Raw genomic sequence first — 16435 nt, 5'->3', positions numbered from 1 at the left:
TTACGCTCCGAGGAGACCAGTAAGCTGCTCGATGCTCTCAGACATAGTGACCCGCTCGTCCACGGATTGGCCGAGGAAGGCCGATATCGAAGGCTGCATGGCCATGGCCAGGTCGAGTTGCTGGTCTGCTCCTGCACGGTACGCCCCCATCAGGACCAGATCCCGATTGGCCTCGTAGCTTGCGCAAAGAGCTCGCAGCTTTCTCGCGTTCGCGTTGTGCTCCTTGGTGGCAACGTCCGACATGACGCGACTGAGCGAGGCGCCAATGTCAATCGCAGGATACTGCCCGCGCTGGGCAAGGTCTCTCGACAGGACGATGTGGCCATCGAGGATTGCGCGAGCCGTATCGACGACAGGATCGTTCTCGTCATCACCATCGGCAAGGACCGTATAGATCCCCGTGATCGAGCCACCGCTTTCCGCGCTATTGCCGGCGCGTTCCACCAGCTTGTTGAGCACGGCAAGCGCGGACGGCGGATAGCCACGCGCAGAGCCCGGCTCGCCAAACAGTAAGCCGATTTCACGAGCGGCGTGCGCTACGCGGGTCAGGCTGTCCATCACCAGAAGCACCCTCTTGCCCTGCCACCGGAAATATTCGGCCAGCGAAATCGCAAGCTGGGCGCCGCGCAGTCGAAGATTGGGCGCATGGTCGGCGGGAACTGCAACGGTAATTGCATTCGCACCTCGCCCCGACTGCATATGCCGCTCGACGAAGCCGGAGACTTCGCGTGCACGCTCGCCAATAAGGGCAAAAATGACGATATCGGCTTTCGCCCCATGCGCGATCATGTCGATCAGGACCGACTTGCCGACGCCTGATCCGGCCATAATGCCGACACGCTGCCCGACCCCAAGCGTCGTAACGGCGTTGATCGGCCTGACGCCGCAATCGAACGGTATCGTCACAGTGCTGCGATCGAGCGCACCGGTTCGAACTCCGCCCGACGGCCAATAGGCATCGCAGCGAATTGCGGGACCGCCATCGATTGGCAGGCCCGCCCCATCTACGGAGCGGCCAAGAAAGCTCTCGCCGACCGGAAGCATGCCAGGCCGCCCTTCGGGATAGACCCGCGATCCAGGGCAAAGGAGGGCACTGTCGCCAAGCAGCATCATCAAGGTGCGGCCATTGCGAAAACCGATCACCTCAGCCGACAGAACGTGTCCGTTGTCCTGCGCGATCCGGCAGATGCAACCCACCGGAACCGAAAGACCGGTCACCTCGAGCAGTCCGTTGTCGCAAGCTGCAACAAACCCGAACCGGACAGGACCGGGGGAGACGTTCAGGGAATTGGTATCAGAGCCGGGCAGGACTGCTTTCAGCACGAGCGAATGGCTTCCTCGATGGCCTTGCGCCAAGTGTCAGGGCCATCCTCGATGCCGCCCTCGGGCGTCTCGATCCGGAGCGAGCCACGGGAAAGCGCATCGTCGGCTTCCACAAGGAGTTCGCTCTTCAGCCTCTCGGCAATGAAGGGAATATCCGCCGGATTGACCTTGAGGACGCGACGTTCGGCGTGACCGATCATCTCTATCGCCTTATCGATCCTCTTTTCGAGGAGGTCCGTATCCATGGCAGCCGGAGCCAAAGTCTCGCAGCACAGGGCGACGGCGGCTTCCCGCAACTTGTCGGCCATCTCCAGCGCCAGACGTTCTTCGATCCGGGCAAAATTCTCACCCAGTACGCCCCTGGCGGCGAGTTCGTCCTCGAGGTGCTTGCTGGACAGGCTCGCTGCATCCTTGTGGCCGTCAGCAAGGCCGCGCTGGTAGGCGCGATCTTCTGCGGCTCTGCGCTCAGCCTCAGCAAGCTCGGATTGATCTGGACCCTCGGGCCGAGCGCCATAGACCGGATTGGCCCGAAAGCCGGAGCTACCGCCGAGCAGGGCTGCGAAGCCGCTACGCGAGCGCGTCACCTCAAGCATATTCGTCATCGCTCGTACCGGTCTCCAGCGTGCCATCATCGACCATGCGGCGCGCAATAATGACGATCTGGCGGCGTGCTTCCTCGACCTCCGAGAGACGCACGCGCTGACGCTCTTCCATCTCGTCGCGCAAGCCTTCGGCCGCACGATCAGACATTGCAGCGAAGAACACAGCCAGTTCCTCGTCGGTCAGTGCCTTCAATGCGACAACAAGCATTTCGCTTTCGATATCGCGAAGCAGGATGCCCATGTTGCGCACATCCAGCTTGAGGATGTCGCGGAAGGTGAACATCTCGTCACGGATCTGCTGTGCCAGTTCGGGGCTGTAAGTCTCGACCGACGGCATAACGAGGCTTTCGGTATCGCGATCGGCGTTGTTGATTAGCTCTGCTGCCTCGCGCGGTCCACCAGCAGTCAGCACGGACTGGCCATGATGTTCGGTAATGCGGCGTTCGAGCACCTCTTCAAGGATCACCAACGCATCATCACGAACCTTACCAAGCGATGCGATGCGGCGAACCACTTCGCCCTGCAGTTCGCGTGGCAACTGAGTCAGGACCATCGCTCCTACCTGCCGGTCGAGGAATGCGATCAATACAGCGATCGCCTGCGGGTTTTCGTCCTTGATAAGGGGCACGAGCGATGCCGGATTGAGCCAGCGGATAAGCTGGAGCGGGGATGTCCGCTCCTTGTCGGGCCGAATACGCTGCATGATGTTCTCGGCTTTCACCTCGCCATGGGCGACGGTCATGAGCCTTCGAACCTTGCCTTCGTTATCGTGCGTCGAAATCGGTGACTTTTCGATCCGCTCGATGAAATTGATAAGCGCCTCATCGAGATCGGGGCCCCCAACTTCCTGAAGGGCACACATGCTCTTTCCGAGCTTCTCAAGCTCATCCGGCTCCAGCTTGGCCAGCATCGAGACAGCTTGGCCTTCGTCGAGGATCATGACCATCAAGGCAGCGCGAAGCGCAGGGTCCGTGATAGACGCCGCCATTGCCTCGTTCATCAGCTTGCCTCCGGCTGCGGTTTGGTCGAACTATCGCCCAGCATTTCGCGCAAGGCCGCGAGCGCATCCGCCGGCTTCTCTTCAATCAGCTCGCGAGCTAGCGCGACCTTCTTGTTGAGGTCATCGCGCTTTGAGGCTTCCTCCATCAGGAGCAAAGCCTTGCTTTCAGCTTCCGTTTTGGGGCCCTCGACAACCGGCGCAGCCTTGCCTTCGATGTGAATGACCTCGTCCTTGCCATTATCCTCGGACTTTTTGCGCAGGCTCTTCAGCAGCGGACGGAGACCGAACAGGACGATCAGCAATGCGACGAGAAAGCCGCCACCAATGCGAAGGAGGCGCGCAAACCACGGCTCTTCATAGAATGCTGTCACGACCGGCTCGACCGGCTCGAAAGAACGGGCAATCACCGTGACCTGGTCGCCGCGATCGACGTTCACACCTACAGCCGAACTGATAAGGGCCTTGATGCTCTCGAGTTCCTGAGCCGACGCGCCTTTCAGGGCAGCATCGCTCACTGCGACCGCGACCGAGAGGCGCTTAAGATCGCCCGGCGTCGTGTTCGCGACCGAAACCTCACGTCCCAGTTCATACGTGCGGCTGGCACTGCTTTCATTTGCGCCTTCGCCGCCCTGCCGCGTCTCGCCGCCTTCGGGCGCGCGTTCTTCGGCATTCGCGGCCGGCGGAGGCGTATTGGAAACAGCGCCCGGGATGCCTTGCGCATTGCCCGAATTGGTCGACTGGCTCTTCACGACGTTCTCGGTGCGCAGAGCGCCATCCTTGTCGTAGCTCTCGCTCGCCCGAGTGACCTCGTCCATGTCCAGCTCTGCCTGGATCTCGGTCGTGAAATTACCGGCGCCAAACATCGGCGTCAGGAGATGCGACAACTGCCCGCGAAGCTTTTCTTCGATGCGCGCCTGAAGGTCGAGCCTATCATCCTGCTTCTGGACCGGATCGGACAGTAGGCGGCCTTGTTGGTCAGCGACACGAACGGCGTCGACCGACATTCCGGGGACCGACGCTGCAACCAGGTTCACGACCGCACGGACTTGCGAATCCGAAAGCTGGTGTCCGCGCGCAAGACGCACCATGACCGAAGCAGACGGCGGGGTGTTCTCACGAACGAATGCCGAACGCTCGGCTTCGGCCAGATGAACGCGCACGGATTCGACACCATCGATCTCACCAATGGTCATCTGGAGCTCGCGCTCACGCGCAATGCGCAGCCGCTCGCCTTCCATTGTCTTGGATGCACCAAGCGGAAGGGAATCGAGCATGTCGAGGCCGCTCTCCGGTGCGCCGATGGATGTATCCGTCGCAGCCAGCATGCGGGCCTTGTAGAAATCTTCCTCGTCGACCGTCAGGACGCCGGTCGCATTATCGATATTCCAGTTGATGCCCTGGCTATCGAGCAACTGGGTCACAGAGGCCCGATCTGCATCGTTGATGTCGGAATAGAGCATTCTCTGGGGAGAAGGAGAAAGCTGCGCCCATGCGAGCGCAGCCAGACCCACCGTCGCCAATGCGACGAAGGCTGGCATGAGCTTTTTTACCGGCTCTTGCGCAGTGAAAGACCGAATACGCGTCAGCACGGGGCCGCCGTCCCGATCAAAGAGCGGGGCGGCTACTGACAGGCCGCTTCGGGGAGCCGCTGCGGGAGGGAGGACTTCAGCCATTTATCAGACCCCCATCCTCATGATTTCCTGATACGCATTCAGGAGCTTGTTCCGGGTCTGGAGTGTCGCTTCGAACGCAATGCCACTTTCCTGTCGCGCAAGCATTACCTTGGCGACGTCGGTGATTTCACCGCGCTGATAGGCATCGGTCACAGCCTCGGACCTGTGCTGGGTCTCATTGACCGACGACATCAGGCCGCGGAGCGTATCCTCAAAGCCTTGGGCCGGACCTGCCGCCTTGCGAACCTGGTCGGCGCCTTCAGGCGAATGGATCTGCTGGAGGGCAGGGGACTGCGCGATGATCTGGTTGCGCAAATTGAGAATATCCTGGACGCTCGACGGCGTCCCTACGTTGCCTACTGGCGACACTGAGCGTCTCCGCTGCTATAAATATCGACGTCCACCCCGGAATCGCGAAGATCCTTGAGGCGGTAGCGCAATGTGCGCTCCGACATGTTGAGGTCTCTGGCAGTCTGGGACCGATTGCCGTCATTGCTGGCCAGCGCGCTGATGATGGCCTGCTTCTCGATCTCCTTCTTTGCAGAGGACAGATCGAGCTGACGGTCGCCCGACTGCTTGAATGGTATGACCTGGCCCGTGGTCTGGCGTTCTGACGAACGCTCCACACGAGCTGGAGCGCGATGATGCATGATGTGCTCGGCGGTAATCGTCATGCTGCCATTCGAAAGAATGAGAGCGCGGCGCAGAACGTTTTCGAGCTCGCGCACGTTGCCCGGCCAATCATGGTTTTGAAGCTCTCGGATCGCGTCAGCAGCAAGAACCGGAACTTCACCGATCTCGGGCGAATGACGCAGGATCATCGCCTGGGCGAGCAGGGCAATATCCCGCGGCCGATCGGCAAGAGGCTCCAGCGTCAGCGGGAAAACGTTCAGGCGGTAGTAGAGGTCTTCACGAAAGCGGCCTTCGGCCACTTCCAGCGGCAGATCGCGATTGCCTGCTGCAATGATCCGAACGTCGACCTTCACGGGCTTTGTCGAGCCGATCGGAACGACTTCCTGCTCCTGAAGGGCGCGCAGAAGCTTCGCCTGCAGCGGGAGCGGCATTTCGGAAACCTCGTCGAGCAGCAGCGTGCCGCCGTCTGCAGCGCGGATGAAGCCCTCGCTGGCAGCATTGGCTCCTGTAAATGCCCCCTTCTGGTGACCGAAAAGCATGGCCTCGAGCATCGTTTCAGGCATGGCAGCACAGTTCACCGCGATGAACGGCTTGTCTGCGCGTCCGCTGCGCGAATGAATGAAGCGGCTCAGCACTTCCTTCCCGGTGCCAGTCGGCCCATTGATCAGGACCTGAATGTCCTTGCTGGCAAGGCGCTGGGCGAGGGCGAAGACCGCAAGGCTGTCGGGATCGCCAGCAATCGGATCGTTCGGACCGGTCAGCGCACACATCGCAGTTGCGAGGGCAACTTCGCTGTTGGGATCCGAATAACGGACCAGGGTCTGTTTGCCGCCAATGCGAACAAGAGCATCGGCGTCGCCGCTTTCGAGCTCAACGCAATGGCACTTGGGCGGAGGAGATGCGTCTTCGCCAGCGCAGCGAACGAAAACGTTCTGGCCATCCAGCGTGATCGAGATAATCGAGGAAATTCGCTGAATTAGCGCGCCATGATTGGCCAGCGCAGCCTGGGTAAAGTGAACCGGTAACAAAGGTTCCCCCCTTTGAATGAGTGTCCGGTTCTGGTTTTAGGATGCACCTGCAGCAAAACAAAGACCCATCCTCAAACTTTCGTATCATTGGGGAGCTTTCCGCTTCCCATCCGAAAAATTTTTTTGAGGGCGCCCCTTAAAGCTGGCTGAAAGCGGCCGCTTTAGCTCCTGGCAGCTGAGCATCCTTATGCGCTTGGCCTGACCTCAAAGATCATACCAGGAGTTTCTCGAATGTCCGTTATCAACACCAACATCGGCGCACTCAAGGCATCGAACGCCAGCATCAGCGCCAACCGCCAGCTCGGCACTGCCATGGAACGCCTCTCGACCGGCAAGCGCATCAACAGCGCCAAGGACGACGCAGCCGGCCTCGCGATCGCCACGAGCATGACTTCGCAGATCCGCGGCATGAACCAGGGCATCCGCAACGCCAACGACGGCATCTCGATGGCCCAGACCGCTGAAGGTGCGCTCAACGAAGTCACCAACATGCTGCAGCGCCAGCGCGAACTGACCGTACAGGCCTCGAACGGCTCGTACTCGGGCGGTGACCTGACCAACATCCAGGCCGAGATGACCGCGCTGACGACCCAGATCGGCGACGTCCTCGCAAACACGCAGTTCAACGGCCAGAACCTGTTCGACGCAACCGCAGGCGCAGCTGCCGACGGCAACGTCAGCATCCAGGCCGGCGCAAACGCAACCGACGTCGTCGTTCTCGACCTCACGACCGACCTCACTGCTGATGCGACGATCACCGCCGCTGCAGCCGTCAACGTGACCGCACTTGCCGGCGACGGCAGCGAGCTTGCAACCTTCGACGCAGCGATCGCAACGATCTCGACGACCCGTGCGAACATGGGTGCTACCCAGAACCGTCTCGAAAGCGTCGTGAACAACCTCGGCGTCAACGCGACCAACCTGTCGGACGCACGTTCGCGCATCGAAGACACCGACTACTCGGCTGAATCGACCGCTCTCGCCAAGGGCCAGATCCTGTCGCAGGCTTCGACCGCGATGCTGTCGCAGGCGAACCAGTCGGCACAGGGCGTCCTGTCGCTGCTGCGCTAAGAATGAGGGGGCCGTTCCCTCACTCCCCCCGAGAGAACGGTTGTCCAAGGCCCGGCGGTTCATTCCGCCGGGCCTTTTCTTTTGCGTACAATGGTTATCTGGAACCAAGGCCCGAGCCTGAACCGGTCAGGCTACGAGCTTGAATGAATCGAGACCGCTGATCCTCGTGATGCGCCTGCCGATGAGATCTTCGGCCAGAAATACCAAGCGCTCCAAGTCAGCTGGTTTCGTCACATACTCATCCGCACCCTCGTAGAAGGCAATCCGTTGGTCCTGCTCGCCATTGACGAGCGTGAGCATCATGACAGGAACCATCGAAAGGTCAGGGTCGAGCCTCATCTCCTGCAGGACCTCGATACCGGACTTCTTCGGCATTCGCTGATCGAGGATGGCGAGGTGAGGGGCCCTGAAGTGCATGGCGGCCAAGGCCGCCTCACCGTCGCAGAGCCATCCGACAGCATGGCCAGCGTCAAACAGGCGGTCCTTGACGATCTCTCCGAGGATAGGATCGTCCTCGGCGAGGATGATGCGCCCCACTATCAGGCTTCCACGGCCGAAATTGATTCGCCAAACATCTCAACGGCACGCCGCTTGGCTTCGAGGTAATCGCCCGTGCGGATGATGCTCTCGCACGTCCTGCAATTCTCACCGAAATCGCTCTCACCGAAATAGCCAGCAGTACCTGCCAACTGGTGAAGGTCCGTTTCCAGATCCGACGGGGGCACAAGCTGCTCTCCGTGGACCCATCGTCCCAGCGCGTCGATTGCGCGATCCTTCTGGGCTTTGAACTGGACCTTGAGGTGATCTGGCATGGGTTGGCCACCTGTGGATGTCGCCTTTTTCTCCGAAGGCTTGTCGAAACGGGCGAGAGTATCGAGCAGGCGGTCAAAGGAGAGCGGCTTTGCAAGATGGCCCTGCATGCCAGCTTCGAGGCAAGCCTCGACATCTTCGGCAAAGGAGTTCGCCGTCAGCGCGAAAACAGGCAGCTGTGCCTTCGTGAAGCCCTTCTGGCGCAGCATCCGGGTCGCTTCGAGCCCGTCCATGACCGGCATCCGGACATCCATGAATACTAGGCCGAACGGCTTGCCCTCGTCACGAGCGGTTTCCGCCATATCTATAGCGACCTGCCCGTTCGAGGCGTACTCAGCCTCAAGGCCAAGCTTTTCAAGCATCATCCTGACCAATCGCACATTGATCTCGTTGTCCTCCGCCACGAGGATGCGCACGTCACGCGCACCAACCAGATCTTCGTTCGGGATCGGCGCGGCCTTGGGGACAACGGTCTCATGGACAGAGCAGTGCTCGAAGGGAATCCGGATAAAGAAGGTCGAGCCGCATCCTTGTGTCGACTGGACGTTGATCGATCCGCCGAATTTCTCGATCAGGTTCTTCGTGATCGCCAGCCCCAGTCCTGTGCCGCCGAAGCGGTTGGTCACGCCCGCGCTGCCCTGGTCGAAATAGTCGAAGATCGCTTCGAGCTTGTCTTCAGGTATGCCGATACCAGTGTCACTTACGCGCACCACGAGGCGATCACAGCCATCTTCTGCCTCATGGTTCACACTAACCGAAACATGGCCGTCTTCGGTGAACTTGATCGCGTTGCCAACGATGTTGCTGATGATCTGGCGGAACCTCAAGGGATCGCTCTTGATGCAGTGAGGCACCATCGAACCAATCGACGCCGAAAGAGCAATGCCCTTCGTTTCAGCCAGCGAACGCAAGCCCTCGACACAAACCTCGACATGATTGCGCACGTCGATAGGTTCGTAGGCCAGCTCGAGCTTGCCTGCTTCCATCTTCGAAATATCGAGAATGTCGTTCAGGAGCTGTTGCATCGTCGAACCCGACTGCACGATCATCTGCACCTGCTTGTGCTGCTCATGGGTGAGGTCCTCCTTCGAGAGCATCTCGGCAAAGCCCAATACACCGTTCATCGGCGTGCGGATCTCGTGGCTCATGTTCGCAAGGAACTGGCTCTTCGAGATCGCAGCACGGTCGGCATCGCGCTTCGCTTCGACCAACTCGGCCTCGCTCTGCTTGCGATCGGTGATATCGAGGCAAACGCCGATAAAGCCCACGACTTCACCGTTGTTCCGAATCTCCGGTCGGGAAAGTGCAGCGCCCCATTTGACGGTGCCGTCCTCATGCAAAAACCGGAACTCGACCTCGAAAGGCGAGCTAGTTTCAACGGCACGGCTCCATAGTGCGCCAACGCGCTCTGCATCGTCAGGATGGAGGCATTTGGTCCACCCCATGCCCATCGCACAAAAGCCGTTGATACCTGCCAACCTCTCCCACGCACGATTGACGTAGGTACACTCACCGCTCGCACTTGTGCGGAAGATGCCTGCGGGCGACATTTCCGTCAGATTCTCGAAGAGGCGCTTGGCCTCTGAAAGCTTCTTTTGTGCGCTGATCTCCGCCGAGATGTCGATGACCGCCCCCAGGATGCCTTCCTCTTCGCCGTTGTCGTTATAGACCTTCTGCGTCCTGATCTTCAGCGTACGGCCGACTGCATCCTTTACGATCTCTTCGCCGCGCTCCATCTCGCTCAGGATCTTCCATTCAGGCGTGTTGAGAAGGGAACCTGCGCCTTCCATCTTGGACCAGAAGACATCGTTACCAAAACGGATCGAAGCGTCGCTATGCGTGCTGAAGATGCCAACGGGTGACAGCTTGGCGATCTTGTGGAAGCGATCTTCCGCTGCCCGCTTCGCGCGCAGCAACGCCGCGACCGGCAGACCCATGGCGAAACTGCTAGCCAGGAAGAGCTGAAGAACGATCAGCTTCTCCTGAAGATCTCCCTTCACCAGGCTGATCGGCCCGTGCCCGAGCGAAGTCGCAACGGTGGCTACAAGGGCGAGGTTCAAGATTGCGATCGCGTTACCGACCGCCCCGAGACGGAAGGCGTAGAGGAGCACCAGCGGTGCATCGAGGAAAAGAAGCGGAAAGCTGCTCTGCCAGAACGTGTAGAGGCTGACTGACGAACCGAACCCGATTACCAGAATGGCTTCGCCGAGTTTGTGACGAGTAAGACGATCACGCTGACGAAAGGCGTCGGCTAGGATCACAAGGGCTGGGGTGATAACCAGCAGGCCAAGCACGTCAGCTCTCAGCCACTTCCACAGGACATCCGACATTTCGGCGCCAGACAGGAAATGCAGGGCAATGCTTGCGACGATTGCGGCGCTGGCAGCTCCGGCAAGAGCCGCAATGACGAAGGACCAGAGCTCCTCAAATCGCATGAAGCTAGGTCGCTCGGTCCCGAAGGCCATGAGCACCCGCAAAGCCACCATGACTTCGATCGTGTTACATATCGCAAGACCGGCAGCGACAGGGAGGGCGTCGCCTACGAAAAGGTTCACCGCGATGTTCGCCGCAAATGCCCCGGCAAAAAGCAGCGGCCACGTATGCTTGCCGCTCTTGAACATCGCGAAGAGGAGGACGGCATTGGGCAGCCAGACCGCAGCAATCCTTCCGGTGTCCCTCGTCAGCGTAATGCCAAGGTAGGCCAAAGCGCCGAAGCAAACCGAAACCAACGCAACGAGCGCAAGCCTGCGCACCAGCGGAAGTTCAAACTGCATTGATGTCCGTCCTCAAAGTCCAAGCAAACGCCCGGCTCTCGACGCTTCCAATCGAAGAGAGCAGGGCGCTTGTAAATTGTAGGATGCAAATTACCCGCATCCAAATTTTGAGGATAGTCTTTCGGTCAGTCCAGGACGGTGATCGAGATACGCCGGTTGCGAGGGTCCTTCGGATTGTTCGCAATCAGTGGCTCGCGATCGGCCACGCCTTCGATCCGCGTGAAGCGACCCTTGCCGATACCCCCACGCAGAAGCTCCAGTCGCGTTGCTTCTGCGCGACCTGCCGAGAGAGACCAGTTATTGCCTTGCACGCCTTCGCGCCAAGGCAGGGCATCGGTATGACCGCGCAGGGTCATAAGCGTGTCCTGCTTTGCTGCGGCTTCAGCAATGGCAGCGAGCAGTTCGCGGGCATCAGGCGTCAGGACAGTGGTGCCGAGCTGGAACATCGACCAGTCCGCATCGTCGACAAGGTCCATGCGCACGCCTTCGGTCGTATCGACGAGGCGAACCTGGCGGGAAAGTTCACGCAGGCGCGGCGTCGAGCGAAGCATCTTCTCGACAGCCTCTCGCGTTGCCTTGGACCGCCGCTGGGCATCGGCCCGCAGTTCGCCGCCACTCGCATCGCGGGGAAGGGACAGCGAGACGTTGCCGGTGCGATCAGGCGGATTCGAAAGCTTGGTAGTCTCGGAGAGCGACGAGCCGCCCAGAAGGCCATCACTACCAGCAGACTTGTCGCGCATCTGCACGATCGTCGGCGTGAAGTAGTCAGCCAGACCGGCCTTCTGCGCCTCAGTGGTCGAGTTCAACAGCCACAGCAGCAGGAAGAAAGCCATCATGGCCGTCACGAAGTCGGCATAGGCCACCTTCCACGCGCCGCCATGGTGACCACCTTCCACGATGGTCACCTTCTTGACGATGATCGGGCGGCTGTTGCGCAGGTCGTCGCTGGAGCTGGCCACGGTTACTGGCCGCCCTTCAGCGCATCGAGCATTTCGTACATGCCCGGACGGTTGGAATGACCGAGACCCGACCGCGCACTTTCGATCACGAGAGGCTGCGGCCAGCCATGAAGCGAGGCGATCACGACCTGCTTCACGGCATGAAAGATCTGCTGGTCCTGATCGTTTACCTGTTTCAGTCGGCCAGCAATGGGGCCGACGATGCCATAGGCCAGCAGAACACCAAGAAACGTGCCGACAAGCGCCGATCCGATCATGCCGCCCAAGATCGCCGGCGGCTCATCGATCGAGCCCATGGTTTTCACGACGCCAAGCACCGCGGCAACAATGCCGAGCGCAGGAAGGGCATCGGCCAGGTTCTGCAGAGCGTGCTGGGGCTCGTGGAGTTCATGGAAATGAGTCTTCATCGCATTGTCCATCACCTCCTCGACCGCATGCGGCTCAATAGAGCCGGACGAGACGACCTGAAGGGCGATTGCGTCGCACAGCAGGTCGATCAGCGGCTGATTGGCCAGCAGTCGCGGATACTCGCTGAAAATGGGCGAAGAGTGAGGGTCGTTCACATGGTTCTCAACCGCCTTGGGGCCTTCTTGCCTGAACATCTTCATGAGCTTGTTGCTCAAGATGATCATGTCCATGTGGTCCTGTTTATTATGGCGAGGCCCCTTGAAGGCGCGCATCAAGCCCGAACCGATCGCCTTGATCTCATGCATCGAGTTGCCCGCGATGATCGCGCCAAGGGCAGCGCCGCCGATGATAAGCATTTCGTGAGGAACGGCGTGCATGACCGGCCCAAGGGCCCCACCCGTGAGCGCGAAACCGCCGAACACCATGACCAGAAGAACGACGATACCAATTGCTGCGTACATGGCGTGAATTCGCTTTCTAAGAGATCAGCAGATGCGATCAGCGCAGCTGATCAAAGAGGGAGAGGCTCGAAAGCTTCGTAAATGCAGCCTGGCTGCCTTGAAGGACGACCATGGCTTCCTGCAGACGGGTCATTGTCTCACCGATATCGGCGCCGCCAGTTGCATTCTCTTCCGCCGCACGAAGCTCGCCGAGGTTGGTGCTCCTGTCAGCGACAAAGTCGAGCCAGACAAGGCGCGAACCCAGAACCGTCTGGTTCGTCGAGACATTGTCGATGGCAGCAGTAATGCCGCCCAGCGCATCCCTTGCCGATTGGGCAGGGTCAGCCGAGCCGCCGCCCAGTGCGATCGCGAGATCCTTGGCAACCGTCAGGAGGTCAGTGGGGGTTCCGCCAACGGTGACATTGAAGATTTCCGGGCCGGTAATCGAGCGGGTCACTGCCTGACCGCCGCCGAGGTCAATCTCACCGGAGACCGCAGTCCCGATGTAGGTGGCATAACCGCCGCCACCGACCTGGTACGCATCACCCGTAACTTCGCCGCCGAACAGCGCGTGTCCGCCAATATCCTTGGAATTGGCCAAGGAAACGAGCTGGGTGTGGATCGCATCGACCTCCAGACCGATTGCCTTACGTTGCACGTCACTCAGCGCATCGTTCGCCGCCTGCACGGAAAGCTCGCGAAGCTTGATGGCGAGGTCGCCAATAGAGCGCACCGCTTCGTCAGCAAGCTGGAGGTCGGTCACGGCCCGATCCTTCTTCGCAATGTCGACTTCCGCCAACTTGCCATCGCGGGCGAGTGTACGAAGCCGCGATGCAGCGACCGGGTCATCAGAAGAACGCTCGAGGCGTTCGCCCGATGCCAGCTGGCCCTGATATTTCTCCATCTCGACGCGCAATTTCGTCATGTCGATGCGCGAGCGTTCATAGAACGCGGTAGTGCTGATGCCGGTCATTGTCAGATCACCTGATGCCAAGGATAGAGTTGAAGGTGTCGCTAGCGACCTGCATGACGCGGCCGGAAGCCTGGAAGGCTTGCTGAAAGCGCACAAGGTTCACCGCTTCTTCGTCGAGATCGACGCCGGCCTGCGCGCGGAACGATATCTCGGCGTTGTCAGCAATCGTCACGAGGGTGTCGCGGGTGACGGTCCGGCCGCTCACCGCCGCGGAGACGTCGAAGAGAAGGCTGTCCATGTCAGCAGCCACGCCATTCGAGGTGAGGGCGGCATTAAGGGCGGCCAGCTGGCTGGTGTCGCGGCTATTGGCCGGCGAACCAGCAGGTGCCGTCGTAATCATCCGTCCGTCCTGGAACAGGAGGCTCATGTCAGCTGCGCCGGTCCCGCCAAACAGCGGGCTGCCTGCGGTGCCATCGAGAGCTGCGCCGCCGGCCTGCGAATTGTTGAAGATCGTCGATATCTCGACTGCAAGATCATCAAGCCTGCCCTGAACGACCGAGGCCATGTCCAGCGACTGTGCATGGCCGGCGAGCGACCCGGCTCCCGGAACGACCGCCGTGCCCCCTACTGCAAACGAAAGCGTTCCATCAGCAGCCGTCGTCATCGTGAACGGGCTCGACGTGAAGCCGGAAAGCAGAAGCGGACCACTGCTGTCACCAATCCGGATCTCGACATTCTGATCGGTTCCGATGGACGTGTGGATGCCGACTTTCTGCGAAAGCTCACCGAGCAGCGTATCGCGGCGGTCGAGAAGCGACGCCTGGTCGCCGGAGCCAACCGGTGAACGCGACAGCTTCAGATTGATACGTCCAAGTTCGGCGGCAAGCGTGTTGACCTGGTCAACATCGGTCTTCGCTGCGAACAGGGTGCCTTCACTCGACGCCTTCAGGGCGTTGTCGGCAAGGTTGAAGCTGGACGCCATGGCACGCGCCGCTTCGACGACCCCTGCACGCAAAGCCGGATCGACAGGGTCGCTCTCGAGCCGCTTGAGCGAGGCTTCGAAGCCGACGATGCCGTCGTAAAGACCGCTCTCTTCAAGCGCGACTTCAATGTTCTTCAGGCCTTCAAGCTCTGCATTGGCACGCGCAACGTCAGCACCTGTGCGGCGTACTTCCGACTGGCGATATGCATCTGCATTGCGGATGACACCGCCCAGCGAGACACCCGACAGGGTCAGCTTGCCGGCAGCGGTCACGCCATTGGACGAGCCGATCTCTTCAAGGCGCACAGTCCGGCGGACATACCCCTCGGTCGATGCGTTCGCGATATTGTGAGCAGCCACGTCCAGCGCCATGCGCGCCGTGCGTGTGCCGCTACGAGCAATCGAAATAAGATCGGAAGCCATCCCAGGCTTACTCCTGTCCAGTCGTGCGCGAGAGCTGCGCCTCGAGCATCTTCGAAATGCCGAGCGTGCCGCGTTCAGCGGCGACGTCGGCAAAAGTTTCATCACGCATCTGCATGAAGGTGTCGGTCGCCTCGCTGCCGAGCAGGTCGCTCTTGAAAGCGCTGTTGCGCGAGGTGGAAAGGATCTGGCGCAGGAAGATCGCTTCAAAGCCTTCGCAGGCCTTTGCCAGATCGGACTGATCGCCCGGCTTCCTCTCCTGCGTCAGCGCAAGACCGGCTGGTTTAACCGGACCGATCACAGGATCACCATTTCGGCTTTGAGAGCGCCAGCCTGTTTGAGCGCCTCGAGGATCGCGACAAGGTCAGAAGCCCCGACGCCCAACAGGTTCAGTGCATCCACGATCTCGGACAGGGAAGCGCCGGGCTCGAAGAGAGCCACCTGACCCGAACCCTGCGTCACCTCGATCGCACTATTCGGCTCAAGCGCCGTCACGCCATTGCTGAACGGCGCAGGCTGTACGACCATCGGGTCTTCGCTAATGCGGACGGTAAGCGTGCCATGGCTGATCGCAGCGGGCGACAGGCGAACCGCGCTGTTGATCACCACGGTGCCGGTGCGCGAGTTCACGATGACCTTTGCAGGGGTCTCGGCAGGTTCAACCTCGATCATCTCGATTGCAGCCATGAGGCTGGCACGACGATCCGCGCCCATCGGGAGGCGCAGGGCCACCGTGACGCCATCCTCGATCGAGGCCGTTCCCGGCAGCATCCGGTTGATTGCATCGCGAACGCGGCTCGCCGTCAGGAAGTCCGCGCTGGCGAGATTGTAGCGCACGATTTCACCGCTCTCGAAGCCCGTCTGGACCGAGCGCTCGACGCTACCGCCATCTGCGATGCGTCCGACGGTCGGCACGTTCACCGTCACCTTCGACCCATCGGCAGCAGAGACACCGAGGCCGCCAACGGCAAGATTGCCCTGTGCCATCGCGTAGATCTGGCCATCTGCGCCGTAGAGGGGCGTCATGATCAGTGCACCACCACGAAGCGACTTGGCCTTGCCCATCGTCGAGACGGTGACATCGATGCGCTGGCCGGGCTTTGCAAATGCCGGAAGGTCGGCAGTAACGATCACTGCCGCGGCATTTTTCAGCGCGGGCTGGACGCCAGGCGGAAGCTGCAGGCCCATGCGGCCCGACACGCCCTTCATGGCCTGCGTCACATATTCAAGGTTGTCGTCGCCGGTACCCGGCAAGCCGACGACGATGCCGTATCCGGTGAGCTGGTTGGAACGAACACCCTGAAACTGGCCAAGGTCACGAACGCGCTCGGCGTGCGCAAGAGCGGGCATGAACCCGATGGCAAGGACGGCGAGGCAAAGGAAAATACGGCGCATCACG

Annotated in this window: 15 protein-coding genes; 1 reads left to right on the top strand and 14 read right to left on the bottom strand. The window is 60.5% G+C overall.

Features of this window, described 5'->3' with window-relative positions:
* Genes KIH45_RS16440 through KIH45_RS16415 form a run of 6 tightly spaced genes read right to left on the bottom strand, consistent with a single transcriptional unit; the run spans position 1 to position 6259 of the window.
* Entirely contained in the window at positions 1–1323 is a 1323-nt protein-coding gene (locus KIH45_RS16440) for a FliI/YscN family ATPase (RefSeq protein ID WP_213177083.1), read from the bottom strand.
* Entirely contained in the window at positions 1317–1925 is a 609-nt protein-coding gene (locus KIH45_RS16435) for a FliH/SctL family protein (protein WP_213177082.1), read from the bottom strand. Before KIH45_RS16435 ends, KIH45_RS16440 begins: the two co-directional genes overlap by 7 nt.
* Complete coding sequence (locus KIH45_RS16430; RefSeq protein ID WP_213177081.1) at positions 1909–2925, bottom strand: flagellar motor switch protein FliG; 1017 nt, start codon at positions 2923–2925, stop codon at positions 1909–1911. The genes KIH45_RS16435 and KIH45_RS16430 overlap by 17 nt, the downstream gene beginning before the upstream one ends.
* Positions 2925–4598: a flagellar basal-body MS-ring/collar protein FliF gene (gene fliF / locus KIH45_RS16425; RefSeq protein ID WP_213177080.1), complete on the bottom strand. Its 1674-nt coding sequence runs from the start codon at positions 4596–4598 to the stop codon at positions 2925–2927. Before fliF ends, KIH45_RS16430 begins: the two co-directional genes overlap by 1 nt.
* Before the next feature lie 3 nt (positions 4599–4601).
* Positions 4602–4967 (bottom strand): flagellar hook-basal body complex protein FliE, encoded by a 366-nt coding sequence (gene fliE / locus KIH45_RS16420; RefSeq protein ID WP_213177079.1) that lies wholly within the window; start codon positions 4965–4967, stop codon positions 4602–4604.
* Positions 4955–6259, bottom strand: coding sequence for a sigma-54 interaction domain-containing protein (locus KIH45_RS16415; protein WP_225900006.1), 1305 nt, complete (start codon positions 6257–6259; stop codon positions 4955–4957). The genes fliE and KIH45_RS16415 overlap by 13 nt, the downstream gene beginning before the upstream one ends.
* Positions 6260–6490: 231 nt before the next feature.
* Between KIH45_RS16415 and KIH45_RS16410 the strand changes: the two genes are divergently transcribed.
* The gene (locus tag KIH45_RS16410) at positions 6491–7330 is read left to right on the top strand and encodes a flagellin N-terminal helical domain-containing protein (protein ID WP_213177078.1); all 840 of its coding nucleotides are present in this window, start codon (positions 6491–6493) and stop codon (positions 7328–7330) included.
* A 126-nt stretch (positions 7331–7456) separates the two neighbouring features.
* On the opposite strand, the gene KIH45_RS16405 is transcribed toward KIH45_RS16410, so the two are convergent.
* From KIH45_RS16405 to KIH45_RS16370, 8 genes are all read right to left on the bottom strand, one after another.
* Entirely contained in the window at positions 7457–7867 is a 411-nt protein-coding gene (locus KIH45_RS16405; RefSeq protein WP_213177077.1) for a response regulator transcription factor, read from the bottom strand.
* A gap of 2 nt (positions 7868–7869) precedes the next feature.
* On the bottom strand, positions 7870–10914 hold the full coding sequence (locus KIH45_RS16400) for an MASE1 domain-containing protein (RefSeq protein WP_213177076.1): 3045 nt from the start codon (positions 10912–10914) through the stop codon (positions 7870–7872).
* 125 nt (positions 10915–11039) lie between these two features.
* A complete protein-coding gene (locus tag KIH45_RS16395) occupies positions 11040–11873 on the bottom strand; it encodes a flagellar motor protein MotB (RefSeq protein ID WP_213177075.1) in 834 nt (277 codons plus the stop codon).
* A 2-nt stretch (positions 11874–11875) separates the two neighbouring features.
* Entirely contained in the window at positions 11876–12742 is an 867-nt protein-coding gene (gene motA, locus KIH45_RS16390) for a flagellar motor stator protein MotA (protein WP_213177074.1), read from the bottom strand.
* A gap of 37 nt (positions 12743–12779) precedes the next feature.
* Positions 12780–13694: a flagellin N-terminal helical domain-containing protein gene (locus KIH45_RS16385; protein ID WP_213177073.1), complete on the bottom strand. Its 915-nt coding sequence runs from the start codon at positions 13692–13694 to the stop codon at positions 12780–12782.
* A 7-nt stretch (positions 13695–13701) separates the two neighbouring features.
* Positions 13702–15039: a flagellar hook-associated protein FlgK gene (gene flgK / locus KIH45_RS16380; protein WP_213177072.1), complete on the bottom strand. Its 1338-nt coding sequence runs from the start codon at positions 15037–15039 to the stop codon at positions 13702–13704.
* A gap of 7 nt (positions 15040–15046) precedes the next feature.
* Positions 15047–15337, bottom strand: a complete 291-nt coding sequence (locus KIH45_RS19500; protein WP_213177071.1) for a rod-binding protein — start codon at positions 15335–15337, stop codon at positions 15047–15049.
* Positions 15334–16431: a flagellar basal body P-ring protein FlgI gene (locus tag KIH45_RS16370; RefSeq protein ID WP_213177070.1), complete on the bottom strand. Its 1098-nt coding sequence runs from the start codon at positions 16429–16431 to the stop codon at positions 15334–15336. Before KIH45_RS16370 ends, KIH45_RS19500 begins: the two co-directional genes overlap by 4 nt.
* Positions 16432–16435: the final 4 nt, after the last annotated feature.

This window comes from Croceicoccus gelatinilyticus (assembly GCF_018398395.1).
In the GTDB taxonomy this organism is placed as follows: Bacteria; Pseudomonadota; Alphaproteobacteria; order Sphingomonadales; family Sphingomonadaceae; genus Croceicoccus; species Croceicoccus gelatinilyticus.
Note: the sequence above shows the minus strand (reverse complement) of the source record. Positions and strands in the feature narration are given on the sequence as shown.